At 72.3% G+C, this 24880-nt stretch carries 20 protein-coding genes and 2 pseudogenes; 16 read left to right on the forward strand and 6 right to left on the reverse strand.

Features of this window, described 5'->3' with window-relative positions; all coding sequences use genetic code 11:
- The 4 genes and pseudogenes from secD to AB0N76_RS33995 all read left to right on the forward strand — a co-directional run.
- On the forward strand, window positions 1–1246 hold a 1246-nt coding region (secD, locus tag AB0N76_RS33980; RefSeq protein WP_363563884.1), incomplete at its 5' end, for a protein translocase subunit SecD.
- 4 nt (window positions 1247–1250) lie between these two features.
- The gene (secF, locus tag AB0N76_RS33985) at window positions 1251–2351 is read left to right on the forward strand and encodes a protein translocase subunit SecF (RefSeq protein WP_363563886.1); all 1101 of its coding nucleotides are present in this window, start codon (window positions 1251–1253) and stop codon (window positions 2349–2351) included.
- A 25-nt stretch (window positions 2352–2376) separates the two neighbouring features.
- Window positions 2377–2928: an adenine phosphoribosyltransferase gene (locus tag AB0N76_RS33990; protein WP_363563888.1), complete on the forward strand. Its 552-nt coding sequence runs from the start codon at window positions 2377–2379 to the stop codon at window positions 2926–2928.
- 386 nt (window positions 2929–3314) lie between these two features.
- A pseudogene (locus AB0N76_RS33995) lies at window positions 3315–5630 on the forward strand (bifunctional (p)ppGpp synthetase/guanosine-3',5'-bis(diphosphate) 3'-pyrophosphohydrolase); the annotation flags it as partial.
- 66 nt (window positions 5631–5696) lie between these two features.
- Here the strand turns inward: AB0N76_RS33995 and AB0N76_RS34000 are convergent.
- Complete coding sequence (locus AB0N76_RS34000) at window positions 5697–6926, reverse strand: DUF349 domain-containing protein (protein ID WP_363563890.1); 1230 nt, start codon at window positions 6924–6926, stop codon at window positions 5697–5699.
- 264 nt (window positions 6927–7190) lie between these two features.
- On the reverse strand, window positions 7191–8018 hold the full coding sequence (locus tag AB0N76_RS34005; RefSeq protein ID WP_363563892.1) for a peptidylprolyl isomerase: 828 nt from the start codon (window positions 8016–8018) through the stop codon (window positions 7191–7193).
- 269 nt (window positions 8019–8287) lie between these two features.
- Between AB0N76_RS34005 and AB0N76_RS34010 the strand changes: the two genes are divergently transcribed.
- From AB0N76_RS34010 to AB0N76_RS34025, 4 genes are all read left to right on the forward strand, one after another.
- Window positions 8288–8995, forward strand: coding sequence for an MBL fold metallo-hydrolase (locus tag AB0N76_RS34010; protein ID WP_363563894.1), 708 nt, complete (start codon window positions 8288–8290; stop codon window positions 8993–8995).
- 11 nt (window positions 8996–9006) lie between these two features.
- Window positions 9007–10269, forward strand: a complete 1263-nt coding sequence (hisS, locus tag AB0N76_RS34015) for a histidine--tRNA ligase (RefSeq protein WP_363563896.1) — start codon at window positions 9007–9009, stop codon at window positions 10267–10269.
- Window positions 10266–12056, forward strand: a complete 1791-nt coding sequence (gene aspS, locus AB0N76_RS34020) for an aspartate--tRNA ligase (protein WP_363563898.1) — start codon at window positions 10266–10268, stop codon at window positions 12054–12056. The genes hisS and aspS overlap by 4 nt, the downstream gene beginning before the upstream one ends.
- A gap of 171 nt (window positions 12057–12227) precedes the next feature.
- Complete coding sequence (locus AB0N76_RS34025; protein ID WP_363563900.1) at window positions 12228–12674, forward strand: N-acetyltransferase; 447 nt, start codon at window positions 12228–12230, stop codon at window positions 12672–12674.
- A 16-nt stretch (window positions 12675–12690) separates the two neighbouring features.
- Here the strand turns inward: AB0N76_RS34025 and AB0N76_RS34030 are convergent, their stop codons facing one another.
- Window positions 12691–13596 carry a LysR family transcriptional regulator gene (locus tag AB0N76_RS34030; protein ID WP_363563902.1) on the reverse strand — a complete coding sequence of 302 codons (906 nt, stop codon included), beginning with the start codon at window positions 13594–13596 and terminating at the stop codon, window positions 12691–12693.
- Between the two features lie 210 nt (window positions 13597–13806).
- Between AB0N76_RS34030 and ppk2 the strand changes: the two genes are divergently transcribed.
- The 4 genes from ppk2 to rpsD all read left to right on the forward strand — a co-directional run bounded on the left by ppk2 (window position 13807) and on the right by rpsD (window position 17743).
- A complete protein-coding gene (gene ppk2 / locus AB0N76_RS34035) occupies window positions 13807–14643 on the forward strand; it encodes a polyphosphate kinase 2 (RefSeq protein ID WP_363563904.1) in 837 nt (278 codons plus the stop codon).
- 128 nt (window positions 14644–14771) lie between these two features.
- Window positions 14772–15386: a hypothetical protein gene (locus AB0N76_RS34040; protein ID WP_363563906.1), complete on the forward strand. Its 615-nt coding sequence runs from the start codon at window positions 14772–14774 to the stop codon at window positions 15384–15386.
- Window positions 15387–15457: 71 nt separating this feature from the next.
- Window positions 15458–16807, forward strand: coding sequence for a replication-associated recombination protein A (locus AB0N76_RS34045; protein ID WP_363563908.1), 1350 nt, complete (start codon window positions 15458–15460; stop codon window positions 16805–16807).
- Between the two features lie 321 nt (window positions 16808–17128).
- Window positions 17129–17743 carry a 30S ribosomal protein S4 gene (gene rpsD, locus AB0N76_RS34050; RefSeq protein WP_063346792.1) on the forward strand — a complete coding sequence of 205 codons (615 nt, stop codon included), beginning with the start codon at window positions 17129–17131 and terminating at the stop codon, window positions 17741–17743.
- A 75-nt stretch (window positions 17744–17818) separates the two neighbouring features.
- Here rpsD and AB0N76_RS34055 read toward each other — a convergent pair whose 3' ends face one another.
- On the reverse strand, window positions 17819–18112 hold the full coding sequence (locus AB0N76_RS34055; protein ID WP_363563920.1) for a tetratricopeptide repeat protein: 294 nt from the start codon (window positions 18110–18112) through the stop codon (window positions 17819–17821).
- A gap of 88 nt (window positions 18113–18200) precedes the next feature.
- A complete protein-coding gene (locus AB0N76_RS34060; protein WP_363563910.1) occupies window positions 18201–20477 on the reverse strand; it encodes a regulator in 2277 nt (758 codons plus the stop codon).
- 231 nt (window positions 20478–20708) lie between these two features.
- Here AB0N76_RS34060 and AB0N76_RS34065 point away from each other — a divergent pair, with 231 nt between their 5' ends.
- Genes AB0N76_RS34065 through ruvX form a run of 4 tightly spaced genes read left to right on the forward strand, consistent with a single transcriptional unit; the run spans window position 20709 to window position 24778 of the window.
- Entirely contained in the window at window positions 20709–21185 is a 477-nt protein-coding gene (locus AB0N76_RS34065; protein ID WP_363563912.1) for a DUF948 domain-containing protein, read from the forward strand.
- Between the two features lie 4 nt (window positions 21186–21189).
- Window positions 21190–21630 (forward strand): DUF6167 family protein, encoded by a 441-nt coding sequence (locus AB0N76_RS34070; protein WP_363563914.1) that lies wholly within the window; start codon window positions 21190–21192, stop codon window positions 21628–21630.
- A complete protein-coding gene (gene alaS / locus AB0N76_RS34075; RefSeq protein WP_363563916.1) occupies window positions 21630–24299 on the forward strand; it encodes an alanine--tRNA ligase in 2670 nt (889 codons plus the stop codon). Before AB0N76_RS34070 ends, alaS begins: the two co-directional genes overlap by 1 nt.
- Window positions 24299–24778, forward strand: a complete 480-nt coding sequence (gene ruvX, locus AB0N76_RS34080; protein WP_363563918.1) for a Holliday junction resolvase RuvX — start codon at window positions 24299–24301, stop codon at window positions 24776–24778. The genes alaS and ruvX overlap by 1 nt, the downstream gene beginning before the upstream one ends.
- Before the next feature lie 27 nt (window positions 24779–24805).
- Here the strand turns inward: ruvX and AB0N76_RS34085 are convergent.
- Window positions 24806–24880: pseudogene (locus AB0N76_RS34085) on the reverse strand (Holliday junction resolvase RuvX); the annotation flags it as partial.

The following is a 24880-nucleotide window of genomic DNA, read 5'->3' on the forward strand; positions in this document are numbered from 1 at the left end:
GGACTGGGAGTTCTTGTTCCGCTGCTCCGGCTTGGTGCAGTCGAGCGCCGCCGCGACCGGCGCCCCGAGCGCCCCGGCGACCGCCCCGGTCACCCCGGACCTCTCCGCCGCGATGACCTCGGGCACCGTGCCGCCGGAGCTGGCCGCCCAGTTCGCCGCGCTCGACTGCACCAAGCCGGAGCAGCGGAACAAGAACTACCAGTCCGCCGAGGGCGCGCCGGCCGTCGCGTGCACCCAGAAGGACGAGCAGGGCGTCGCCTACAAGCTGGCGCTCGGCCCGGTCGCGGTGTTCGGCAAGGACGTCTCCAAGGCGCAGGCCACCATCGACACCCAGCAGGGTGGCGGCTGGCAGGTCCAGCTCCAGTTCAACGGCAAGGGCACCGACGCCTTCACCGCCGTCACCGGCCAGCTGGCCGCCCAGCCCGACCCGACCAACCAGTTCGCCATCGTGCTGGACGGCCAGGTCGTCTCCCACCCGTACGTGCGCAGCGCCATCCCCGGCGGCTCGGCCGTGATCTCGGGCAGCTTCACCCAGGCCGAGGCGCAGGACCTCGCCAACGTGCTGAGCTTCGGCGCCCTGCCGCTGGAGTTCATCACCAGCGACGTCACCACCGTCTCCCCGCAGCTCGGCGGCGACCAGCTGAAGGCCGGTCTGATCGCCGGCATCATCGGCATGCTGCTGGTGGTCCTGTACTCGCTGGTCTACTACCGCGGCCTGGGCCTGGTCTCGATCGCCGGTCTGATCGTCTCGGCGGTCCTGACCTACTCGATCATGAGCCTGCTCGGCGCCGGGATCGGCTTCGCGCTGAACCTGCCGGCGGTCTGCGGCGCGATCGTCGCGATCGGTATCACCGCCGACTCCTTCATCGTGTACTTCGAGCGCATCCGCGACGAGGTCCGCGAGGGCGCTCCGCTGCGCCCGGCCGTCCAGCGGGCCTGGCCGCGCGCCCGGCGCACCATCCTGGTGTCGGACTTCGTCTCCTTCCTCTGTGCCGCGGTGCTCTACGTGGTCTCGGTCGGCAAGGTCCAGGGCTTCGCGTTCACGCTGGGTCTGACCACCGCGCTCGACGTCGTGGTGATCTTCCTCTTCACCAAGCCGCTGATCACCCTGCTGGCCCGCCGGAAGTTCTTCTCCGAGGGTCACCCGTGGTCCGGCCTGGACCCGAAGCGGCTGGGCGCCCGTCCGCCGCTGCGCAGCACCCGCCGTCGCACCCCTTCGTCCTCCGCCGCCGTGAAGGGGGCCTGACACCGTGTCGCGCTTCTCCAATCTGGGCCACAAGCTCTACCAGGGCGAGGTCAGCTTCGACTTCGTCGGCCGCCGCAAGGTCTGGTACAGCATCTCCGGGGTGATCGTCCTGGTCGCCGCGATCGGCCTGGCGATGGGCCTGCACCTGGGCATCGAGTTCAAGGGCGGCTCGGTCTACACCGTGACCAAGCCCGGGCTGTCGGTCTCGCAGACGCAGGAGGCGGTCGACAAGATCGTTTCCTCGCACCCGCTGGTGCAGTCCACGGACAACGGCAAGATCCGGATCCAGGTCTCCTCGGAGGACAAGACCACCTCCGCGGAGTTCACCGGCAAGCTCGCCAAGGAGATCGACGTCCCGGTCGGCGAGATCGAGGCCCAGGTGATCGGCCCCAGCTGGGGTGAGCAGATCTCCAACAAGGCACTCACCGGTCTGGTCATCTTCATGATCCTGGTGACGATCTACCTGGCGATCGCCTTCGAGTGGCGGATGGCGGTGGCCGCCCTGGTCGCCCTCATCCACGACCTCCTGATCACCATCGGCGTCTACGCCCTGGTCGGCTTCGAGGTCACCCCGGGCACCGTGATCGGCTTCCTGACCATCCTCGGTTACTCCCTCTACGACACGGTCGTCGTCTTCGACACCGTGAAGGAGAACACCAAGGACCTCACCAAGCAGAGCAAGCTCACCTACAGCGAGGCGGCCAACGCGGGCCTCAACCAGACCCTGGTCCGCTCGCTCAACACCACCGTGGTCGCCCTGCTCCCGGTGGCGGCGCTGCTGTTCATCGGTGGCGGCCTGCTCGGGGCCGGCACCCTGAACGACATCTCGCTGGCGCTGTTCATCGGTCTCGCCGCCGGTGCCTACTCCTCGATCTGCGTCGCCACCCCGCTGCTCGCGCAGCTGAAGGAGGAGCAGCCGGAGCTGAAGGCGCTCGCCAAGCGGGTCGCCCAGCGCCGTGCCGCGGACGCCAAGGCGGCCGAGGCCAAGGCGGCCGGTGAGGACGAGGAGATCGCCGACGAGGACCTGCCGGCGGGTATGGTCGGTCAGCGCGGCAAGGCGGCCGGCGGCACCCGTGCCAAGGGCCGTCCGTCCACCAAGCGCTGACCTCCGCCGACCCTAAGGACCCTTCGTGACCACCGCCGACACCGTCCTCGCCGAGCTGCTCACCAGCCGGATCCGGGACGTCCCGGACTACCCGAAGCCGGGCGTGCTGTTCAAGGACATCGCGCCGCTGCTCGCCGACGCCGAGGCCTTCGCCGCGCTCACCCGGGCGCTCGCGGACCGGGCGAAGGAGCTCGGGGCGACCAAGGTGGTCGGCCTGGAGGCGCGCGGCTTCGTGCTGGCGGCCCCGGCGGCCTTCGCGGCCGGGCTCGGCTTCGTGCCGATCCGCAAGGAGGGCAAGCTGCCCGGCGAGGTGTTCCGCCGCTCGTACGAGCTGGAGTACGGCTCGGCGACGCTGGAGGTGCAGTGCGACGCCTTCGCGCCCGGTGAGCGGGTGCTGGTGGTGGACGACGTGCTGGCCACCGGCGGGACCATCGGCGCCTCGCTGGACCTGGTGAAGGAGGCCGGGGCCGAGCTGGCGGGCGTCGTCGTCCTGATGGAGCTGGGCTTCCTGGACGGGCGCGAGCGGCTGGCCCCGCACCTGGGCGCGGCTCCGCTGGAGACGCTGGTCACGGTCTGAGTCAGCGCGACGTCCTGAGCGCGACGTCCGAGTACGAAGCGAGCGGCGGTCGGAGTCATCCGGCCGCCGCTCGTCGTTCGTCCGGAAGGGACCGCGGTGTGTCGGCGGTGTGTCCGCCCCGTGTTCGGGCCCGGCCGACCGGACGCCCCGCCGCCGGGCTCGGTACCATGAAGATTCATCCCCTCCCGGTTGTGAGAGTCGTGACCGCGCCAGCCGCGCGCACGCGCCGCCCGCGGGGGGCAGGCCGAGCGCCCTGAGGAGTGTCCTTGCCCGACGAGGTTGTGCCCACGGCCGCTGCGGCCGCCCCCGAGAACCGGCCCACGCCCTCGGGGGCCACCCCGGCACGTCCGGCGCCGACCCCGTCCCGCCCGTCCGCCCCGACGGGCCGGGCCTCCGCCACCGGCGGCATGCGGGCCCGCCTGGCCCGCCTCGGCGGCCAGCGCTCCAGCGTGCTCAACCCGGTGCTGGAGCCGCTGTTCCGCTCGATCCGGGCCAACGACCCCAAGGCCGACCCGGCGCTGCTGCGCGACATCGAGAAGGCCTACGCGGTCGCCGAGAAGTGGCACCGCGGGCAGAAGCGCAAGAGCGGCGACCCGTACATCACCCACCCGCTGGCGGTCGCGACCATCCTGGCCGAGCTCGGCATGGACGCCCCGACCCTGATGGCCGGGCTGCTGCACGACACCGTCGAGGACACCGACTACGGCCTGGAGACCCTGCGCAAGGACTTCGGCGACTCGGTGGCCCTGCTGGTGGACGGCGTCACCAAGCTGGACCGGGTCAAGTTCGGCGAGGCCGCGCAGGCCGAGACGGTCCGCAAGATGGTCGTCGCGATGGCCAAGGACCCGCGGGTCCTGGTGATCAAGCTGGCCGACCGCCTGCACAACATGCGCACCATGCGCTACCTCAAGCGGGAGAAGCAGGAGAAGAAGGCCCGCGAGACGCTGGAGATCTACGCCCCGCTGGCGCACCGGCTGGGCATGAACACCATCAAGTGGGAGCTGGAGGACCTCGCCTTCGCGATCCTCTACCCCAAGATGTACGACGAGATCGTCCGGCTGGTCGCCGAGCGCGCCCCCAAGCGGGACGAGTACCTGGCGACCGTCATCGACCAGGTGCAGGGCGACCTGCGCGGTGCCCGGATCACCGCCTCCGTCACCGGCCGGCCGAAGCACTACTACTCGGTCTACCAGAAGATGATCGTCCGGGGCCGGGACTTCGCCGAGATCTACGACCTGGTGGGCATCCGGGTCCTGGTCGACACCGTCCGCGACTGCTACGCGGCGCTGGGCACCATCCACGCGCGGTGGAACCCGGTGCCGGGGCGGTTCAAGGACTACATCGCGATGCCCAAGTTCAACATGTACCAGTCGCTGCACACCACGGTGATCGGTCCCGGGGGCAAGCCCGTCGAACTGCAGATCCGCACCTTCGACATGCACCGCCGGGCCGAGTACGGCATCGCCGCGCACTGGAAGTACAAGCAGCGCGCGGTGGCCGGCGCGTCCAAGGTGCGCACCGACACCCCGACCCAGACCCGCAAGGACGACAAGGCCGGCGCCGTCAACGAGATGGCCTGGCTGCGGCAGCTGCTGGACTGGCAGAAGGAGACCGCCGACCCGGGCGAGTTCCTGGAGTCGCTCCGCTTCGACCTGGCCAGCAACGAGGTCTTCGTCTTCACGCCCAAGGGCGACGTCATAGCCCTCCCGGCCGGGGCCACCCCGGTGGACTTCGCCTTCGCGGTGCACACCGAGGTCGGCTACCGGACCATAGGGGCCCGGGTGAACGGGCGGCTGGTGCCGCTGGAGTCGACCCTGGAGAACGGCGACGCCGTCGAGGTCTTCACCTCCAAGGCGGAGAACGCCGGCCCGTCCCGGGACTGGCTCGGCTTCGTCAAGTCGCCGCGCGCCCGCAACAAGATCCGGGCCTGGTTCTCCAAGGAGCGCCGCGAGGAGGCGATCGAGCAGGGCAAGGAGGCCATCGTCCGGGCGATGCGCAAGCAGGGCCTGCCGATCCAGCGGATCCTGACCGGCGACTCGCTGGTCACGCTGGCCCACGAGATGCGCTACCCGGACATCTCCTCGCTCTACGCGGCGATCGGCGAGGGCCACGTCGCCGCGCAGAACATCGTCCAGAAGCTGGTGCAGGCGCTGGGCGGCGAGGACGGCGCCACCGAGGACCTCGCCGAGACGGCCACCCCGACCCACGACAACCGGCGGGCGGTGCGCCGCCGGGCCAAGGGCGACCCGGGCGTGATCGTCAAGGGCGTCGAGGACGTCTGGGTGAAGCTGTCGCGCTGCTGCACGCCGGTGCCCGGCGACGGCATCGTCGGCTTCATCACCCGCGGCAACGGCGTCTCGGTGCACCGCGCCGACTGCGTCAACGTCGAGGCGCTCAGCCAGCAGCCCGAGCGGATGATCGACGTCGAGTGGGCGGCCACCCAGTCCTCGGTCTTCCTGGTGGCCATCCAGGTCGAGGCGCTGGACCGCTCCCGGCTGCTCTCGGACGTCACCCGGGTCCTCTCCGACCAGCACGTCAACATCCTGTCGGCGGCGGTGCAGACCTCCCGCGACCGGGTGGCGATGAGCCGGTTCACCTTCGAGATGGGCGACCCCAAGCACCTGGGCCACGTGCTCAAGGCGGTCCGCGGCGTCGAGGGCGTCTACGACGTCTACCGGGTCACCTCGGCCCGCAGCCGGTAGTCGGGACAAGCGCAAGGGCCCCCGGGGAGCGATCCCCGGGGGCCCTCGCGTCGGTTCAGGGCCGGATCAGCCGCTGAACTCCTCCTGGCTCTTGTGGGCCTGCTCCAGCAGGGTCCGGACGCCGGACAGCTCGGACTCCAGCTTGGCCGCCTTGGCGGCGTTGCCGGCCGCGCGGGCCTTGTCCAGGTCGGCCTGGATCTTGTCCGCCTTGGCCTGGAACAGCCCGACCATGCCGGCCGCGCGGGCCTTGGCCTCCGGGTTGGAGCGCTGCCACTCGGCCTCCTCGGCCTCGCGGATCGCCCGCTCGACCGCGTTCAGCCGGCCGTCCAGCTTCGGCCGGATGTCGCGCGGCACGTGACCGATCGCCTCCCAGCGCTCGTTGACCTCGCGCAGCGCGGCCTTGGCGGCCTTCAGGTCGGTGATCGGCAGGATCGTCTCCGCCTCGGCCGCCAGCGCCTCCTTGAGCTTCTGGTTGGCGACCTGCTCGGCGTCACGCTCGCTGAACACCGCGGAGCGGGCCTGGAAGAAGACGTCCTGGGCGCCGCGGAACCGCGCCCACAGCTCGTCCTCGACGTCGCGCTGGGCGCGGCCGGCCGCCTTCCAGCGGGCCATCAGGTCGCGGTAGCGGGCCGCGGTGTCGCCCCACTCGGTGGAGGAGGAGAGCGCCTCGGCCTCGGTGACCAGCTGCTCCTTGACCGCGCGGGCCTGGTCGCGCTCGGCGTCCAGCGCCGCGAAGTGCGACTTGCGGTGCTTGGAGAAGACCGAGCGGGCGTGCGAGAAGCGGTGCCACAGCTCGTCGTCGCTCTTGCGGTCCAGCCGGGGCAGGCCCTTCCAGGTGTCCACCAGGGCGCGCAGCCGGTCGCCGGCCTCCCGCCACTGGGTGGACTCGGCGAGCTTCTCCGCCTCGGCGACCAGCGCCTCCTTGGCGGTGCGGGTCTCGTCCTGGGCCTTGGCCCGGGCGGCCTTGCGCTCCTCGCGACGGCTCTCGATCTCGCCGGCGAGCGTGTCCAGCCGCTGGGCCAGGGCGGCCAGGTCGCCGACCGCGTGCGCCTCGACGACCTGCTCGCGCAGGTGCTCCAGCGCGGCCTGGGCGTCCTTGGCCGCCAGGTCGGTGGTGCGCACCCGCTTCTCCAGCAGGCCGATCTCCACCTCGATGCCCTGGTACTTGCGCTCGAAGTAGGCGAGCGCCTCCTCGGGCGAGCCGGCCTGCCAGGAACCCACGACGCGTTCGCCGTCGGCCGTCCTGACGTAGACCGTGCCCTGCTCGTCGACACGGCCCCACGGGTCGCTGCTCATAGCGCGTCCTCCACATGACGTCGCGTCCGCGCCGGGGCGGTACGCGTTCGTCGTCCACAGTTGATGTGCGGCGGACCGATGAGTCCGCCGTCCCCTTCCGCCGTGTCCTGCTGCCGAGGGTGACGGCCGGCGGGTCTGGGCACCCTACACAACGCCAACATAGGCGACCAGGACCGGTGCTGTCCGCATCCGGGCCGGGCGATTTCGGGCCGGGGCCGCCGTGGCGCGCCGGGCGGGCGGCGCCGGGGCGGCCCCGGGGGCGGGTCAACCCTTCGCGGCGGTGACCGAGTTGAAGGTGACGTCGGCCATCGGGTGGCCGTCCGTCTTGCCCTCCAGGGTGCCCGCGGCGGCGATCTTCTGCAGCACGTCCAGGCCGCCGGTGATCTTGCCGAAGGGGGTGTAGTTCGGCGGCAGCTGGGTGTCCTTGTAGACCAGGAAGAACTGGCTGCCGTTGGTGCCGGGGCCGGAGTTGGCCATCGCCACGGTGCCGGCCGGGTAGGTGGCGCCGGTCAGGTTCTCGTCGGCGAACTTGTAGCCCGGGCCGCCGGTGCCGCCGGGGTTGGTCGCGCTGGCGCTCGGGTCGCCGCACTGCAGCACGAAGATGCCGCCGGTGGTGAGGCGGTGGCACTTGGTGTGGTCGAAGTACTTCTCGCCGGCCAGGAAGGCGAAGGAGTTCACCGTGTGCGGGGCCTTCGCCGCGTCCAGCGACAGCGTCACCTTGCCGCAGTTGGTGTCCAGCGCCGCGGTGTAGGACGCCTTCTCGTCGACGGTCATGGCCGGCTCGGCCGGCCACTGCTTGCCGTTCGGCGTGCCCGGCGCCGCCTCGCCGCAGCCCTCGACCGGCTTGCGGGTCGGCACGGTGGGCTCGGTCGGCGTCGGCGCGGCCTGCGCGGTGGTGTCCTTCTTGTCGTCCGACTCGAAGGCGCCGGTCGCGAACAGCGTGCCGCCGCCGGCCAGCACGACCACGGCGAGCGAGGCGCCGAGGATGGTGTTGCGGCGCTTGCGCGCGGCCGCCTGGGCGGCCCGCCGCTCGGTCTGGCGCTCGTACTTCTCCCGGGCGAGCTGCCGCCGCCGCTGTTCGCTGCTGACCACCGGCTGTGTCTCCTACGGATCTGCTGGTCTGGATGTGGGGGCTTCGTGTGCGATGCCGATGCGGATCATCGCATCCATCGGCGGCCAAGTGTAGGGACCGCGACCGTAAGAACGCGGTGAACCTGTCAGCTCGCAGTGAACCTGTCACGCCTATCTGGTTCGCAACCGGACCCGGACCGCCGGTAGGCTGCCCCTACATCACAGCTCGTAGCCGTACCCGAAGCAGCCACTGCCGACCGACGCCCCAGCCACCGACCCGAAGGACGCGCGTGTTCATCGCCGGATTCCCCGCAGGAGCCTGGGGCACCAACTGCTACCTGGTCGCGCCGGGGCCGGGCGAGGAGTGCGTCATCGTCGACCCGGGCCACCAGGCCGCCGCCGGCGTCGAGGAGCTGGTCCGCGAGCACCGGCTGAAGCCGGTCGCCGTGCTGCTCACCCACGGCCACATCGACCACGTCGCCTCGGTGGTCCCGGTCTGCGGCGCCAAGGGCATCCCCGCCTGGATCCACCCCGAGGACCGCTACATGATGAGCGACCCGGAGAAGGCGCTCGGCCGGTCCCTCGGCACCCAGCTGATGGGCGAGCTGACCGTCGGCGAGCCCGACGACGTCCGCGAGCTCACCGACGGCGGCGTGCTGGAGCTGGCCGGCCTGAACCTCACCGTCGACCACGCCCCCGGCCATACCAGGGGGTCGGTGACCTTCCGGACGCCCGGTGCCGAGGACCTCCCCCCGGTGTTCTTCTCGGGCGACCTGCTGTTCGCCGGCTCCATAGGGCGAACCGACCTCCCGGGCGGGGACGGCGACGCGATCATGCGTTCGCTGGCCCGGGTGTGCCTGCCCCTCGACGACGCCACCGTGGTCCTCTCCGGCCACGGCGGACAGACCACCATCGGCCGTGAGCGCGCCACCAACCCCTACCTCCGACAGGCAGCGGGGGCGGCCGGCGCCCCGGCTTTCCCGCGACGAGGAATGTGACGGAAGAGAAGTTGAGCACCTTCACCGCCCCCAAGGGCACCTACGACCTGCTGCCCCCCAGCTCCGCGACCTTCCTGGCGATCCGCGAGGCCATCGCCGCCCCCGCCCGCCGGGCCGGCTACGGGTACGTCGAGACCCCGGTCTTCGAGGACGTCAAGCTGTTCTCCCGCGGTGTCGGCGAGTCCACCGACATCGTCACCAAGGAGATGTACAACCTCACCACCAAGGGCGGCGACGAGCTCGCGCTGCGCCCCGAGGGCACCGCCTCGGTGCTGCGCGCCGCGCTCCAGGCCAACCTGCACAAGCAGGGCAACCTGCCGGTCAAGCTCTGGTACTCCGGCTCGTACTACCGCTACGAGCGCGCCCAGAAGGGCCGCTACCGCCAGTTCTCCCAGGTCGGCGCGGAGGCCATCGGCGCGGAGGACCCGGCGCTGGACGCCGAGCTGATCATCCTGGCCGACGACGCCTTCCGCTCGCTCGGCCTGCGGGACTACTCGCTGCTGCTCAACAGCCTCGGCGACAAGCAGTGCCGCCCGGTCTACCGCACCGCCCTGGTCGAGTTCCTGGCCGGCCTCGACCTCGACGAGGAGACCCGCCGCCGCGCGGAGATCAACCCGCTGCGCGTCCTCGACGACAAGCGCGAGTCGGTGCAGGCCCAGCTCGGCGACGCGCCCAAGCTGCGCGACTTCCTCTGCGAGGACTGCAAGGCCTACGACGAGAAGGTCCGCGAGCTGCTCACCGCCAACGGCGTGGCCTTCGTCGACGACCCCAAGCTGGTCCGCGGCCTGGACTACTACACCCGCACCACCTTCGAGTTCGTCCACAACGGCCTCGGCGCCCAGTCCGCGATCGGCGGCGGCGGCCGCTACGACGGCCTCTCCGAGATGATCGGCGGCCCCGCGCTGCCCTCGGTCGGCTGGGCCCTCGGCGTGGACCGCACCTTCCTCGCGCTGGAGGCCGAGGGCGTCGCCCTCGACCTGCCGGCCGCCACCTCCGTCTACGCCGTCGCGCTCGGCGAGGAGGCCAAGAACGTCCTGTTCGCCAAGGTGGTCGAGCTGCGCCGGGCCGGCGTCGCCACCGACCTCGCCTTCGGCGTCAAGAGCATCAAGAACGCCATGAAGTCCGCCGACCGTTCCGGCGCCCGCTTCGCCCTCGTCGCCGGGGACCGGGACCTCGCCGAAGGCGTCGTCCAGCTCAAGGACCTCACCACCGGCGAGCAGAACCCCGTCGCCCTCGACGCACTCGTCACCACCCTGAAGGAGAAGCAGCTGTGATCCGCACGCACGACGCGGGCACGCTCCGCCCGGAGCACGCAGGCACCACCGTCACCCTGGCCGGCTGGGTCGCCCGCCGCCGCGACCACGGCGGCGTCGCCTTCATCGACCTGCGCGACGCCTCCGGCACCGTGCAGATCGTGGTCCGCGACCTCGACTCGGTGCACGGCCTGCGCGCCGAGTACTGCGTCAAGGTGGTCGGCGACGTTCGCGTGCGCCCCGAGGGCAACGAGAACCCGGACATCCCGACCGGCGCCGTCGAGGTCGTGGTCAGCGCGATCGAGGTGCTCTCCGAGGCCGCGCCGCTGCCGTTCCCGGTCGCCGAGTACGAGCCCGGCACGGTCAACGAGGAGGTCCGCCTCCGCTACCGCTACCTCGACCTGCGCCGCGAGGGCCCGGCCAAGGGCCTGCGCCTGCGCTCCAAGGTCAACAACATCATCCGCCGGGTGATGGAGGAGAACGACTACCTCGACATCGAGACGCCGTACCTCACCCGTTCCACCCCCGAGGGCGCCCGCGACTTCCTGGTCCCGGTCCGCCTCCAGCCCGGCCACTGGTACGCCCTGCCGCAGTCGCCCCAGCTGTTCAAGCAGCTGCTGATGGTGGCCGGCATGGAGCGCTACTACCAGATCGCCCGCTGCTTCCGCGACGAGGACTTCCGCGCCGACCGCCAGCCGGAGTTCACCCAGCTGGACATCGAGGCCTCCTTCGTCGACCAGGAGGACATCCTGGCCCTCGGCGAGAAGATCATCGGCTCGGTCTGGCGCGAGGTCCACGGCTACGAGATCCCGAACCCGCTGCCGCGGATGACCTACGCGGACGCCATGGGCCGCTACGGCTCGGACAAGCCGGACGTCCGCTTCGGCCAGGAGCTCACCGACCTCACCGAGTACTTCCAGGGCACCTCGTTCCGGGTCTTCCAGGCCCCGTACGTCGGCGCCGTGGTCATGCCCGGCGGCGCCTCGCAGCCGCGCAAGCAGCTCGACGCCTGGCAGGACTGGGCCAAGGCGCGCGGCGCCAAGGGCCTCGCCTACGTGCTCATCGACGCCGAGACCGGCGAGCTGCGCGGTCCGGTCGCCAAGAACCTCTCCGAGGAGCACCTGGCCGGCCTGGCCGCCGCCGCGGGCGCCAAGAACGGCGACGCGGTCTTCTTCGCGGCCGGCAAGGAGCGCCCCTCGCAGGAGCTGCTCGGCGCCGCCCGCCTGGAGATCGGCCGCCGCTGCGAGCTGATCGACGAGTCCCAGTGGGCCTTCCTCTGGGTCGTCGACTTCCCGATGTTCGAGCCGATCGAGGACGACAAGGGCGAGTTCCAGGGCTGGCACGCGGTGCACCACCCGTTCACCGCCCCCACCGCGGAGTCGCTGGCGACCTTCGACACCGACCCGGGCAGCGCCCTGTCCAACGCCTACGACCTCGTGCTCAACGGCTCGGAGCTGGGCGGCGGTTCGATCCGTATCCACCAGCGCGACGTGCAGAAGCGGGCGTTCGACGCGATCGGCCTGTCCGAGGAGGAGGCCGCCTCGCAGTTCGGCTTCCTGCTGGACGCCTTCAACTACGGCCCGCCGCCGCACGGTGGCGTCGCCTTCGGCCTGGACCGGATCGTCACCCTGCTCGGCGGGTACGACACCATCCGGGACGTCATCGCCTTCCCGAAGACGTCGACCGGTGGCGACCCGCTGACCGGCGCCCCCACCCCGATCACCCCGGCGCAGCGCCGCGAGGCCGGCGTCGACGCCCAGCCGAAGGTCCGCGAGGACGCCAAGTCCGAGGCCCAGCCGAAGGCCTGACACTCCATCGGCCGACACCGGCCGACATCGGCTAACCTTTCACGGCCCCGGACGGCACCTCCGCCGTCCGGGGCCGGTCCACAACGGCGTGCGACAGAGAGAGGCCTCCCCGTGAAGGTCAGTACCAGAATCGAGTGTCCCGAGGACGCTCCCGCCACCAGACGAGTCCACATGGCCGCCTTCCCCGGCCCGGACGAAGCCGACCTGGTGGACGCCCTGCGTCGCGACCCCGCCTGGCTCCCCGGCCTGTCGGTGGTCGCGGTCGACGTTTCGGGGCTGGTGGTCGGCCACGCGCTGCTCACCCGGCTGCGGGTCGGCGACGGCCAGGGCCTGGCGCTCGCGCCGGTCGCGGTCGCCCCCGAGTGGCAGCGCAAGGGCGTCGGCGAACTGGTGGTCAAGGCCGCGCTGACGGCCGCCGAGGAGGCCGGCGAGAAGCTCGTCGTCGTGCTCGGCGACCCGGAGTACTACGCCCGGTTCGGCTTCATCCCGGCCCAGCGGCACGAGGTGACCGGCCCGTTCGAGGTGCCGGACGCCTACTTCCAGGCGCTCGTGCTGCCCGCCTACGACGGCTCCCCGCGGGGCCTGTGCCACTACCCGGAGCCCTTCGAGGCCGTCTAGCCCCCGGGCCCGGCCCTCAGGACCTGGCGCCCGCCCCGACCGTGGCCCGACAGCTGCGCACGAACGCGGCCATGGCAGGCGTAGGCCTCCGGTCCTTCGGCCAGTACAGCCCGACCTGGCTCGGGCTCAACCCCCGCACCGGCCGGTACGCGACATCCTCACGCGGTGCCAGCCGGCTCATCGTCTCCGGGGCGAAGCCGACGCCCTGGCCGCACACCACAGCGGCCAGCCACTCGTCGGTGTTGTGCGCCACCGCGCCGATCCGCACCGGTCGCCCGCCCCGCTCCCGGACCGCCAGCCAGTAGTCCCGCCAGTGCCCGGCCTCGTGCGGTATCGCCACGAAGGGCTCGTCCAGCAGCTCCTCGAAGTCGATCACCGCACGGGCGGCCAGCCGGTGCCCGGCCGGCAGCGCCGCGCAGCGCGGCTCCTCGCCCAGCACCGCCACGTTGTACTGCTCGGAGAGCGACGGCGGGGCGTGCCAGAGCGTCAGGTCGATCTCGCCGGTGGCCAGCCCCGAGGTCGGGTCGAACCAGTTGTTCTGCCGCAGCTCCACCTGCCAGCCCGGCATCCGGCGGCTGAAGTCCGCCACCGTGCGCCGGCTCATCAGGTTGATGATGCCGCCCTCGAATCCCACCCGCAGCGTCGAGCCCTGCTCCGCGGCGGCGGCCCGGGTGGCGCGCAGCGCCTCCTCCCAGGTGGCCATCAGCGCGTCGGCGTGCAGGGCCAGCGCCCGGCCGGCCTGGGTGGGGGACATGCCGCGCCGCGAGCGCTCGAACAGCTCCACCCCGAGCAGGGACTCCAGCTGGCGGATCTGCTTGGTCAGCGTCGGCTGGGAGACGAACAGCCGGGCCGCGGCCGCGGTCAGCTGGCCCTCCTCGCAGACCGCGGCGAAGCTGCGCAGCAGTCGGGTGTCCACATCCATGCCACCAGGTTATGGAACCGGAAATTGGACCCGTCCGGCAGGTCTGGGTCATGGTTGATCGTTCGGTCCGCGGACCGGCCGACGGGGGAGCCCGGCAGCGGCGGTTCAGGGGGCCGCCGCTGCCCGGCCGGACCGGCCCGGACCTGCGGGAAGCGGGCGCGGCCCGTACGGTGAAGGGTCATCAGCACCCCGCCGAACGGAGGCACCCAGGTGGCAGCCAAGGCCAAGCGCGACAGGACCGGCCGGGAGGACGGCAGCCGGGAGCGGCTCGCGAGGAAGCCGTACGAGCGCGAACTGCTGCGGCTCCAGCACGAGCTGGTGAAGCTCCAGGAGTGGGTGCGCGCCGAGGGCGCCCGGCTGGTGGTGGTGTTCGAGGGACGCGACGCGGCCGGCAAGGGCGGCGCGATCAAGCGGGTGACGGAGTACCTCAACCCGCGGATCGCCCGGGTGGCCGCGCTCCCCACACCCACCGAACGGCAGCGCACCCAGTGGTACTTCCAGCGCTACGTCGAGCACCTGCCGGCCGCCGGGGAGATCGTGCTGTTCGACCGCAGCTGGTACAACCGGGCCGGGGTGGAGCGGGTGATGGGCTTCTGCACCGACGAGGAGTACTGGCAGTTCCTGCACCAGTGCCCGACCTTCGAACGGATGCTCATCGAGTCCGGCGTGCTGCTGCGCAAGTACTGGTTCTCGGTCAGCGACACCGAGCAGGAGCGGCGCTTCCGGGACCGGCTGGCGGATCCGATGAAGCGCTGGAAGCTCTCCCCGATGGACGTCGAGTCGATCACCCGCTGGGAGGACTACTCGCGGGCCAAGGACGAGATGTTCGTCTACACCGACACCCCGGAGTCGCCCTGGCACGTGGTGGAGAGCGACGACAAGCGGCGGGCCCGGATCAACATGATCGCCCACCTGCTGTCCACCGTCCCCTACCGGGAGGTGAGCCCGCGCAAGGTCGAGCTGCCGGCCCGGCCGGCCTCCCGCGGCTACCAGCGGCCCCCGCGCGACCTGCAGAAGTACGTCCCCGACCACGCGGCCGAACTCTGAGGCGCACCCCGCGGGCGTCCTCCGAACGGCCCTGCGGCGTTGCCGGAGCCGCCGCCGGGCCGTCCGATGGACGTGCTCGGCAAGGCACCGGCGCCCGCCGCTGCCCGGACGACGTCAGGAGACCGGCCATGTTCGTTCGCACCGGCTACTTCACCGGCGACCCCGCCCTGATCGACGGGGCCCTCGACGGGCTGAGCGCGGAGGCGCCCGGGCTGCTGTCCGCGCAGCCCGGCTACCGGGGCTACGGGCTGTTCGCCGACCGGGAGCTCGGCATCATCACGATGGGCTCCTGGTGGGACAGCCGGCAGGCCGAACGGGACAGCGACGCGGCGCTGCGCGGGCGGCGCGCCGACCTGCTGGCGCCGTTCGCCGGCACGGTCACCATCGACGTCTGGGAGGCCGTGGTGGCCGCCCGGCCCGCCGCGGCGGTGCCCGGCTCGTGGTTCCGGCTCGCCAAGTTCGACCTGGAGCGCTCGCAGGCCGAGCGGGTCGCCACCGCCTTCCGGGAGCGGGCACTGCCCGCGATGCAGCGGATCCCCGGCTTCCTCGGCGGTTCGATGCTGCAGAACGTCGAGGACGAGCGCGGCGCGGTGGGCGGCCTGTTCGACAGCCGGGCGGCGCTGGACGCCTCGCGCGGCCCGGTCGCCGAGGCCCGCGCCCGGGCGGTGGCGACCGGCGGGGTGACGCTGCGCTCGCTGGAGGAGTTCGAGGTCGTCCTGCTGGACCTCCCGCAGCACGCCTGAGCCGGGACGGGCTCCGGTCGGGCCCGGGCGATCGGCCCCGGGCTGTCGGAGGGCTCGCATAGGCTTCCGGTGTGGACGAACCGGACCTCTTCACCGCCGCCGCCGAGGAACGCCAGAGCAAGGAGCCCGGCCGGGCCCCGCTCGCCGTGCGCATGCGCCCGCGCACCCTCGACGAGGTGGCCGGCCAGCGGCAGCTGCTCAAGGACGGCTCGCCGCTGCGCCGGCTTGTCGCGGGCTCGCGCGGACCGGCGGCGACCAGCTCGGTGATCCTCTGGGGCCCGCCCGGCACCGGCAAGACCACCCTGGCGCACGTCATCAGCCAGGCCGTCGAGGGCCGCTTCGTCGAGCTCTCCGCGATCACCTCCGGCGTCAAGGAGGTCCGCGCGGTGATCGACGGCGCCCGCCGGGCCGTCGGCATGAGCGGCCGGGAGACGGTGCTGTTCCTGGACGAGATCCACCGCTTCTCCAAGGCCCAGCAGGACTCCCTGCTGCCCGCCGTGGAGAACCGCTGGGTCACCCTGATCGCCGCGACCACCGAGAACCCGTACTTCTCGGTGATCTCCCCGCTGCTCTCCCGCTCGCTGCTGCTCACCCTGGAGTCGCTGACCGACGACGACGTCCGGGCGCTGCTGCGCCGCGCGGTGGCCGACGAGCGCGGCCTGGAGGGGGCGGTGGAGCTCTCCGCGGAGGCCGAGGACCACCTGGTCCGGCTGGCCGGCGGGGACGCCCGGAAGGCGCTCACCACGCTGGAGGCGGCGGCCGGCGCGGCGCTGGAAAAGGGCGAGGCGAGCATCACGCTGGCCACCACGGAGACCGCCGTCAACCAGGCCGCGGTCCGCTACGACCGGGACGGCGACCAGCACTACGACGTGGCCAGCGCGCTGATCAAGTCGATCCGGGGCAGCGACGTCGACGCCACCCTGCACTACCTGGCCCGGATGATCGAGGCGGGGGAGGACCCGCGGTTCATCGCCCGGCGGCTGATGATCTCGGCCAGCGAGGACGTCGGCCTGGCCGACCCGACGGCGCTCCAGACGGCGGTGGCGGCGGCCCAGGCGGTGGCGCTGATCGGCTTTCCGGAGGCGCGGATCATCCTCTCCCAGGCGGCGATCGCGCTGGCCCTGGCGCCCAAGTCGAACGCCGCCTACCTGGCGATCGACGCGGCGCTCGCGGACGTCCGGCAGGGCCTGGCCGGCCCGGTGCCGCCGCACCTGCGGGACGCGCACTACGGCGGCGCGGGCAAGCTGGGGCACGGCAAGGGCTACCAGTACCCGCACGACCTGCCGGAGGGCATCGCGGCCCAGCAGTACGCGCCGGACGCGGTGCACGGCAAGGCGTACTACCAGCCGACCCGCCGCGGCGGCGAGGCCCGCTACGCGGACGTGGTCGAGTGGACCAGGGGGCGGCTGCAGGGGGAGTGAGTTTAGAAGCTATACTCACTCGGAGTGCCATGTCCCGGGACGGCGGCAGGGGAGACCCTGACCGACCGGCCGCACCAGCGGGGCATCGGCGACGGCCTTCCCTCGTGGAGGGCCCAGGAGCGTCGCGCACCGTTTCGGTGTCGCGTGCAGCCCACCAGCCCAGGCTCGGTGGGCCACTCGTGTGCTTGCACTTCCGTGCCCGGCTCCGGAGAGCGGCTGATCGCATCGCGTTCGCGCGGTGGGGTTTTCTCCGGGTCGCGACGTGCGACCTCCGTCAACACCTGGTGAAGCCGTATTCGTAAAGCAAGGAAGGTTTGGTTCATGGCGAACCAGAAGCGTCCCAAGGTCAAGATCGCGCGTGCGCTCGGCGTGCCGCTGACCCCGAAGTCCGTCAAGTACTTCGAGGCCCGCCCGTACCCGCCCGGCCAGCACGGCCGTGGCCGCAAGCAGAACTCGGACTACAAGGTCCGTCTGCTCGAGAAGCAGCGTCTGCGCGCCCAGTACGACCTGAGCGAGAAGCAGATGGCGCGCGCGTTCGACCGCGCGAAGAAGGCCGAGGGCAAGACCGGTGAGGCGCTCGTCGCCGAGCTGGAGACCCGTCTGGACTCCCTGGTCCTGCGTTCGGGCATCGCCCGCACCATCTACCAGGCCCGCCAGATGGTCGTCCACGGCCACATCGAGGTCAACGGCGGCAAGGTCAACAAGCCGTCGTACCAGATGAAGCCGGGCTTCGTGGTGACTGTGCGCGAGCGCAGCAAGGAGAAGGTCCCGTTCCAGGTCGCCCGTGAGGGTGGCTACGCGGGTGAGGGCCAGACCCCGAAGTACCTCGAGGTCAACCTGAAGGCCCTGGCCTTCCGCCTGGACCGTGCGCCGCAGCGCAAGGAGGTCCCGGTGATCTGTGACGAGCAGCTCGTGGTCGAGTACTACTCGCGCTGACCCGCCGCAGTACCTCAGCGAGCCCCCGTCGCCTTCGTGGCGACGGGGGCTCGCCCCTTTTCCGGGACCGGACGGTCAGAGGTCCTCGCCGGTCATCGCGGCGGCCAGCCGCAGGTGCGGGCGGGCCTCCTCGGCGCGGCCCCGGCGCTCCAGGGTGCGGCCGAGCATCAGCCGGGCGTAGTCCTCGGCCGGGTCGGCGTCCAGCACCCGGCGCAGCTCGGCCTCGGCCTTCGACAGCTGCGCGGAGTGGAAGTAGCTGCGGGCCAGCAGCAGCCGGACGGAGAGGTTGGCCGGCTCCGCGGCGAGCACGCCTTCGAGCAGCTTGGCGGCGTCGGTGTACGCCTTGGACTCGAAGTAGAAGTTCGCCATGCGGTACTCGTCGGCGATGTTGGTGGCCACGGGGGTGCTCCTTCCGTACGGGCCGGGTGGTTCCGACCCGTCCAGCAAAGGAGAATCTTCAACTATTCCCGACGGGGGAGGGCCGCGGCGTCGGCGGTGGTGTCGGGCCGGGGCCCGGGCGCGGCCCCGGGTCCTCCGGGTGCTCCCCGCCGCCCAGCGCCCGGTGCACGGCGGCGTCCAGGTCGAGCCGGGTGCCGGTGGTGAAGAAGTCGGCGTACTCCTGCTCGGTCAGCCCGGCGACGGCGCGCTCCGCGCAGGCCCGGTGCGGGCCGTTGAAGGTGCGCGAGCCGAAGAACGGCTTGCCGACCGCCTGCCAGATCCGGTGCGCGGCGCCCTGCAGCACCCGGGCCTCGCGCAGGTCGCCCGGCTCGCCCGGGCCGGCCGGCTCGGTCTCCAGCAGCGCCAGCAGGTCGATCGCCAGCACGATCCCCAGCAGGTCGTTGAACAGGTGGTTGAGCCGCACGCTCTCCCGGGCCAGTGCCCGGGCCGGCCGTACGTCGCCGTTCAGCCAGTGCGAGTACGCCAGCGCGTAGAGCCCGTACGCGTACGCCCACTGCTCGCCGTGCTCCTCGCACAGCTCGCGGACCTGGCCGAGCCAGAGCTCGCCGCTCTCCCGGTCGCCCTGGAACAGGTAGGCGATGCCCAGCTCGAACATCGCCATCAGCACGTTGCTGTTCAGCTCGCCGATGGTCCGGTAGTGCCAGAGCGCCTCCTCGAACAGCTCGGCGGCCCGGGCCGGCTCGTCGCCGATCAGCGCCGCGCAGCCCTGCCGGTGCACGGCGTAGGCGAGCGCCCGGTCGTCGCCGGTGGCCAGTGCCTGGCGGCGGCACTCCTCCAGCGCGGGCCGGGCGGAGAGCAGGTCGCCCTGGAGGGTGGCCATGTAGCCGGTCACCCAGAGCGCCTTGGCCCGGGCCTCGGTCGGTTCCGGGTCCAGCGCGAGGGCCCGGTCCAACCAGTGCCGGCCCTCGCCGAGGTGGCCGCAGCCGACCCAGTAGAACCAGAGGGTGCCGGCCAGCAGCAGGGCGATCTGCTCCTCGCCGGGCTCGGCCAGGCAGAACTCCAGCGCGGCCCGCAGATTGGCGTGCGCCAGCTCGGTGCGCTCGGCGGTCTCGGCCTGCCGGGGGCCGAACCACTCGACCTCGCCCCAGGTGGCCACGCCCAGGTACCAGTCCCGGTGCCGGCGCAGCAGCCGCTGCTCCTCGCCGGCCGCGCGCAGCCACTGGAGGCCGTACTCGCGCAGGGTGTCCAGCAGCCGGAACCGCACCCCGAAGGCGCACTCCTCGCGCAGCACCACGGACTTGGCGACGAGCTCGGTGAGCAGGTCGAGCAGCTCGTCCGGGTCGACGCCCTCGCCGGCGCAGACGTACTCGGCCGCGTCGAGGTCGAAGCCCCCGGCGAAGACCGAGAGGCGGGCCCAGAGTAAACGTTCCTGCACCGTGCAGAGCTCGTGACTCCAGCCGATCGTCGTGCGCAGCGTCTGATGGCGCGGCAGGGCCGCCGGATCGCCCCCGGTCAGCAGCCGGAACCGGTCGTCCAGCCGGACCGTGATCTGCTCCACCGACAGCGCCCGCAGCCGCCCGGCGGCCAGCTCCACCGCCAGCGGGATGCCGTCCAGCCGGCGGCACAGCTGGGCGATGCCGTCCGCGTTCTCCGCGGTGATCCCGAACGACGGCAGCACCGCCCGGGCCCGGTCCTCGAACAGCCGCACCGCGTCCGGCAGCGAGCCCGGGTGCGGGGGACCGGCCGGCACCGGGTCCACCGGCAGCGGCGCCAGGGTCAGCAGGTGCTCGCCCGCCGTCCGCAGCGCCAGTCGGCTGGTGGCCAGCACCCGCAGGCCGGGCAGCGCCCGCAGCAGTGCCGTGGCCAGCTCCGCGCAGGCCGGCACCAGGTGCTCGCAGCCGTCCAGCACCAGCAGCAGCCGACGGCCGGCCAGCTGCTCGGTGAGGACGTCCAGCGGGGTCCGGGCGGTGCCGTCGGTCAGCCGCAGCGCCTCCAGCACGGCGTGCCCGAGCAGCTGCCCGTCCTGCACCGGCGCCACCTCGACCAGCCAGGTGCCGTCCGGGAAGGCGCCGGCCGCCCGGGCCGCGGCGCGCAGCGCCAGCCGGCTCTTGCCGACCCCGCCCGGGCCGGTGACCGTCACCAGCCGCCGCTCGGCCAGCAGCAGGGCCAGCTCGGTCAGCTCGCGGTGCCGGCCGACGAAGCTGGTGACCTCGGCCGGGAGCCACCCCGGCGTCGGCCGCTCCGGCGGCGGTGCGGGCCATGGCGGAGGTGCGGGCCGTGATGGCGGTTTGGGCCGTGATGGCGGTGTGGGCCGTGGTGTCGCCTGGCCGTCCAATCCCTGCTCCCCGTATCGCGGCCCGGTCCGGGGTCGGTCCGGGCATCCGTCCGGGCCGCGTGGGTGGCGGCCCGCCTGGCAGAACGAGGTGACCGGCGGGTAGGTTACGCGGCCGGGTCGCACACCCGACCGGTTCGGCGCGCGGGGCCGCGAGAATAACCCGGTCCGGAAACCCGTTGTGGTCGCGATAGGGTTCCCCTGGAGAACAGCAAGGCGAGGGAGCGCGCAAAGGTGTCCGTGGGAGAGCTGGCCGGTCTGCTCGTCGCCGTGTTCTGGGCGGTCCTGGTCACCCTGCTCGCCGTCGTCCTGGTCCGGCTGTCCCGGGTGCTCAAGGAGGCCACCGTCCTGGTCTCCGCCGTCACCGAACAGGCCGTGCCGCTGCTGACCGACGCCGGCGCCGCCGTGCGCAGCGCCAACGAGCAGCTGGAGCGGGTGGACGAGATCACCGCCAACGTGCAGGACGCCGCGGCCAACGCCAACGCGCTCTCCTCCACCGTCGCGGCCACCCTCGGCGGGCCGCTGGTCAAGGTCGCGGCCTTCAGCTACGGCGTGCGCAAGGCGGTCGCCAAGCAGCAGGGCACCGCGTCGCTGCCCACCCAGCCGGGCGAGCGCGAGGAGCTGGCCAGGCTCATCCGGGCCGAGGTGCGGGCCGCGACCGCGCCGAAGAGCGGCCTGCTCTCCCGGGTCCGGCGCGCGGTGAGGGGCTGACGGCATGGTGCGACGCATCTTCTGGATGGCGGTCGGCGCCGGCGCCACCGTCTGGGCCATGGGCAAGGCCAACGAGGCCGTCCACCGGCTCACCCCCGACAGCCTCTCCGGCACCGCCGCGCGCGGTGCGCTGCACCTGGGCGACGTCGCCAAGCGGTTCGCCCTGGACGTGAAGGCCGGCATGGCCGAGCGCGAGGAGCAGCTGCGCGAGGACCTCGGACTGGACGGCACCGCCGTCGTCGAGCCGCGCCGCCGCGGCCCGCTGCGGGGCGAGCCGCAGTACCGAGCTATCTCGGCGGCGCCCGGTAGCCCGGCCGCCGCCCTGCCTCCGTCCAGCAGTGCCCGCGCATCGTCCGACGACGCGCGCAGCAAGCCCCCAGCCATCGATGAAACGCCCCGACGCGCGCTCGCGCCGCGGGGCGGTACGAACCGGAAGGACCACTAATGGAGTCGGCAGAGATCCGCCGCCGCTGGCTGCGCTTCTTCGAGGAGCGCGGCCACACCGTCGTTCCGTCGGCGTCCCTGGTCGCCGACGACCCCACCCTGCTGCTGGTCAACGCCGGCATGGTGCCGTTCAAGCCGTACTTCCTGGGCGAGGTCAAGCCGCAGTTCTCGCGCGCGACCAGCGTGCAGAAGTGCGTCCGCACCTTGGACATCGAGGAGGTCGGGAAGACCACCCGGCACGGCTCCTTCTTCCAGATGTGCGGCAACTTCTCCTTCGGCGACTACTTCAAGGAAGGAGCCATCAAGTTCGCCTGGGAGCTGCTCACCACTCCCGTCGCGGACGGTGGCTACGGCCTGGAGAAGGAGAAGCTCTGGATCACCGTCTACAAGGACGACGACGAGGCCGAGCAGATCTGGCGTGACGTCATCGGCGTCCCCTCCGAGCGCATCCAGCGCCTCGGCATGAAGGACAACTTCTGGTCGATGGGCGTCCCCGGCCCGTGCGGCCCGTGCTCGGAGATCAACTACGACCGCGGCCCCGCGTACGGCGAGGAGGGCGGCCCGGCCGTCAACGGCGAGCGCTACCTGGAGATCTGGAACCTGGTCTTCATGCAGTACGAGCGCGGCCACGGTGACGGCAAGGACGGTTTCGAGATCCTCGGCGACCTGCCGAGCAAGAACATCGACACCGGCCTCGGCCTGGAGCGCCTCGCCGCCATCCTGCAGGGCGTCGACAACCTCTTCGAGATCGACACCAGCCGGATGATCCTGGACCGGGCGGCCGAGCTGACCGGCCACACCTACGGCGCCGACCACAAGTCGGACGTCTCGCTGCGCGTGGTCACCGACCACATCCGCACCGCGCTGATGCTGATCGGCGACGGCGTCACCCCCGGCAACGAGGGCCGCGGCTACGTGCTGCGCCGCATCCTGCGCCGCGCCATCCGCAACATGCGCCTGCTGGGCGCCACCGGCGTGGTCGCCAAGGACCTCACCGACATCGCGATCAAGGCGATGGCTCCGCAGTACCCGGAGCTGGAGAGCGACCGCAAGCGGATCGAGACGGTCGTCGTCGGCGAGGAGGCGGCCTTCCTGCAGACCCTGAAGGCCGGCACCAACCTGCTGGACGCCGCGGTCACCGAGACCAAGCAGTCCGGCGGCGCCGTGCTCTCCGGCGACCAGGCCTTCAAGCTGCACGACACCTACGGCTTCCCGATCGACCTGACCCTGGAGATGGCCGAGGAGCAGGGCCTCCAGGTCGACGAGGCCGGCTTCCGCCGCCTGATGCAGGAGCAGCGGGACCGCGCCAAGGCGGACGCCAAGGCCAAGAAGATGGGCCACGCCGACGTCGCCGCGTACCGCGAGGTCGCCGACAAGTCCGGCGCCAGCCGGTTCACCGGCTACACCCTCACCGAGGGCGAGGCCACCGTGGTCGGCCTGCTGGTGGACGGCGTCCCGGCGCCGGCCGCCTCGGAGGGCGACGAGGTCGAGATCATCCTCGACCGCACCCCGTTCTACGCCGAGGGCGGCGGCCAGCTCGCCGACCACGGCCGGATCCGGCTGGAGTCCGGCGCGGTCGTCGAGATCCGCGACGTGCAGCAGCCCGTCCCGGGTGTGATCGTGCACTCCGGCGGCGTGCTGTTCGGCGAGGTCGTGCTCGGCTCGTCCGCGTACGCCACCATCGACGTCGAGCGCCGCCGGGCGATCGCCCGCGCCCACTCGGCCACCCACCTGACCCACCAGGCGCTGCGCGACGCGCTCGGCCCGACGGCCGCCCAGGCCGGTTCGGAGAACGCGCCGGGCCGCTTCCGCTTCGACTTCGGTTCGCCCGCCGCCGTGCCCGGCAGCGTGCTGGTCGACGTCGAGCAGAAGATCAACGACGTGCTGACCCGCGAGCTGGAGGTCACCGCCGAGGTCATGACGATGGACCAGGCCCGCAAGGCCGGCGCCATCGCGATGTTCGGCGAGAAGTACGGCGACGAGGTCCGGGTCGTCACCATCGGCGACTTCTCCAAGGAGCTGTGCGGTGGCACCCACGTCGGCAACACCGCCCAGCTGGGTCTGGTGAAGCTGCTCGGCGAGTCCTCGATCGGCTCCGGCGTGCGCCGCGTCGAGGCCCTGGTCGGCGCCGACGCCTACCGCTTCCTGGCCCGTGAGCACACCGTGGTCGCCCAGCTGACCGAGCTGGTCAAGGGCCGCCCGGAGGAGCTGCCGGAGAAGATCTCCGGCATGCTCGCCAAGCTCAAGGACGCCGAGAAGGAGATCGAGCGCTTCCGCGCCGAGAAGGTGCTCGCGGCCGCCGCGGGTCTCGCCGACTCGGCCGAGGACGTGCACGGCATCGCCGTGGTGGCCGCCCGGGTCGCCGACGGCACCGGCGCCGACGAGCTGCGCAAGCTGGTCCTGGACGTGCGCGGCCGGCTCGGCTCGCGTCCGGCCGTGGTCGCCGCCTTCACCGTGGCGAACGACCGTCCGCTGACCGTGATCGCCACCAACGAGGACGCCCGCGGCCGCGGCATCAAGGCCGGCGAGCTGGTCCGCACGGCCGCCAAGACCCTCGGCGGCGGCGGTGGCGGCAAGGACGACGTCGCCCAGGGCGGCGGCACCAACCCGGCCGCGGTCGACGAGGCCATCGCCGCCGTGCGCGGCCTGGTCGCGGAGCGCGCCTCCTGATGGAGTTCGAGGAGAAGCCCTTCCGGCGTGGACGGCGGATCGCCGTCGACGTCGGGGACGCCCGGATCGGGGTCGCGTCCTGCGACCCCGACGGGGTGCTCGCCACGCCGGTCGAGACCGTCCCGGCCGGGGTGAAGTCGCAGGCCAGGATCGCCGCGATCGTCGAGGAGTACGAGGCGATCGAGGTGATCGTCGGGCTGCCGCGCTCGCTCAGCGGCAAGGAGGGCCCGGCGGCCGAGAAGGTCCGCGGCTACGCGGCCCGGCTGGCCAACCGGCTCTGGCCGGTGCCGGTCCGGCTGGTCGACGAGCGGATGTCGACCGTCACCGCGACCCACGGCCTGCGGGCCTCGGGGGTCAAGGCGAAGAAGGGCCGCTCGGTGGTCGACCAGGCCGCCGCGGTGGTGATCCTGCAGACCGCCCTTGAGTCCGAACGGGTGAGCGGACGCCCGCCCGGCGAGAGCGTCGAGGCGGCCGGCTGACCGGTCTGATCTAACGTCCCGGAGAGGGGCCCGTGCGGACTCAAGGGCGGTCTGCAGGATCACCACCGCGGCGGCCTGGTCGACCACCGAGCGGCCCTTCTT

The sequence above is a fragment of the Kitasatospora sp. NPDC093806 genome, from assembly GCF_040683335.1.
Classification (GTDB): Bacteria; Actinomycetota; Actinomycetes; order Streptomycetales; family Streptomycetaceae; genus Kitasatospora.

Excerpts from the sequence above, each read along its gene's own strand:
- AB0N76_RS34040 (WP_363563906.1), top strand. The coding sequence starts at position 14,772 with ATGTTCGTTCGCACCGGCTACTTCACCGGCGACCCCGCCCTGATCGAC.
- AB0N76_RS34070 (WP_363563914.1), top strand. The coding sequence starts at position 21,190 with ATGGTGCGACGCATCTTCTGGATGGCGGTCGGCGCCGGCGCCACCGTC.
- AB0N76_RS34030 (WP_363563902.1), bottom strand. The coding sequence starts at position 13,596 with ATGGATGTGGACACCCGACTGCTGCGCAGCTTCGCCGCGGTCTGCGAG.
- AB0N76_RS34025 (WP_363563900.1), top strand. The coding sequence starts at position 12,228 with ATGGCCGCCTTCCCCGGCCCGGACGAAGCCGACCTGGTGGACGCCCTG.
- rpsD (WP_063346792.1), top strand. The coding sequence starts at position 17,129 with ATGGCGAACCAGAAGCGTCCCAAGGTCAAGATCGCGCGTGCGCTCGGC.
- AB0N76_RS34000 (WP_363563890.1), bottom strand. The coding sequence starts at position 6,926 with ATGAGCAGCGACCCGTGGGGCCGTGTCGACGAGCAGGGCACGGTCTAC.
- ruvX (WP_363563918.1), top strand. The coding sequence starts at position 24,299 with ATGGAGTTCGAGGAGAAGCCCTTCCGGCGTGGACGGCGGATCGCCGTC.
- AB0N76_RS34055 (WP_363563920.1), bottom strand. The coding sequence starts at position 18,112 with ATGGCGAACTTCTACTTCGAGTCCAAGGCGTACACCGACGCCGCCAAG.
- alaS (WP_363563916.1), top strand. The coding sequence starts at position 21,630 with ATGGAGTCGGCAGAGATCCGCCGCCGCTGGCTGCGCTTCTTCGAGGAG.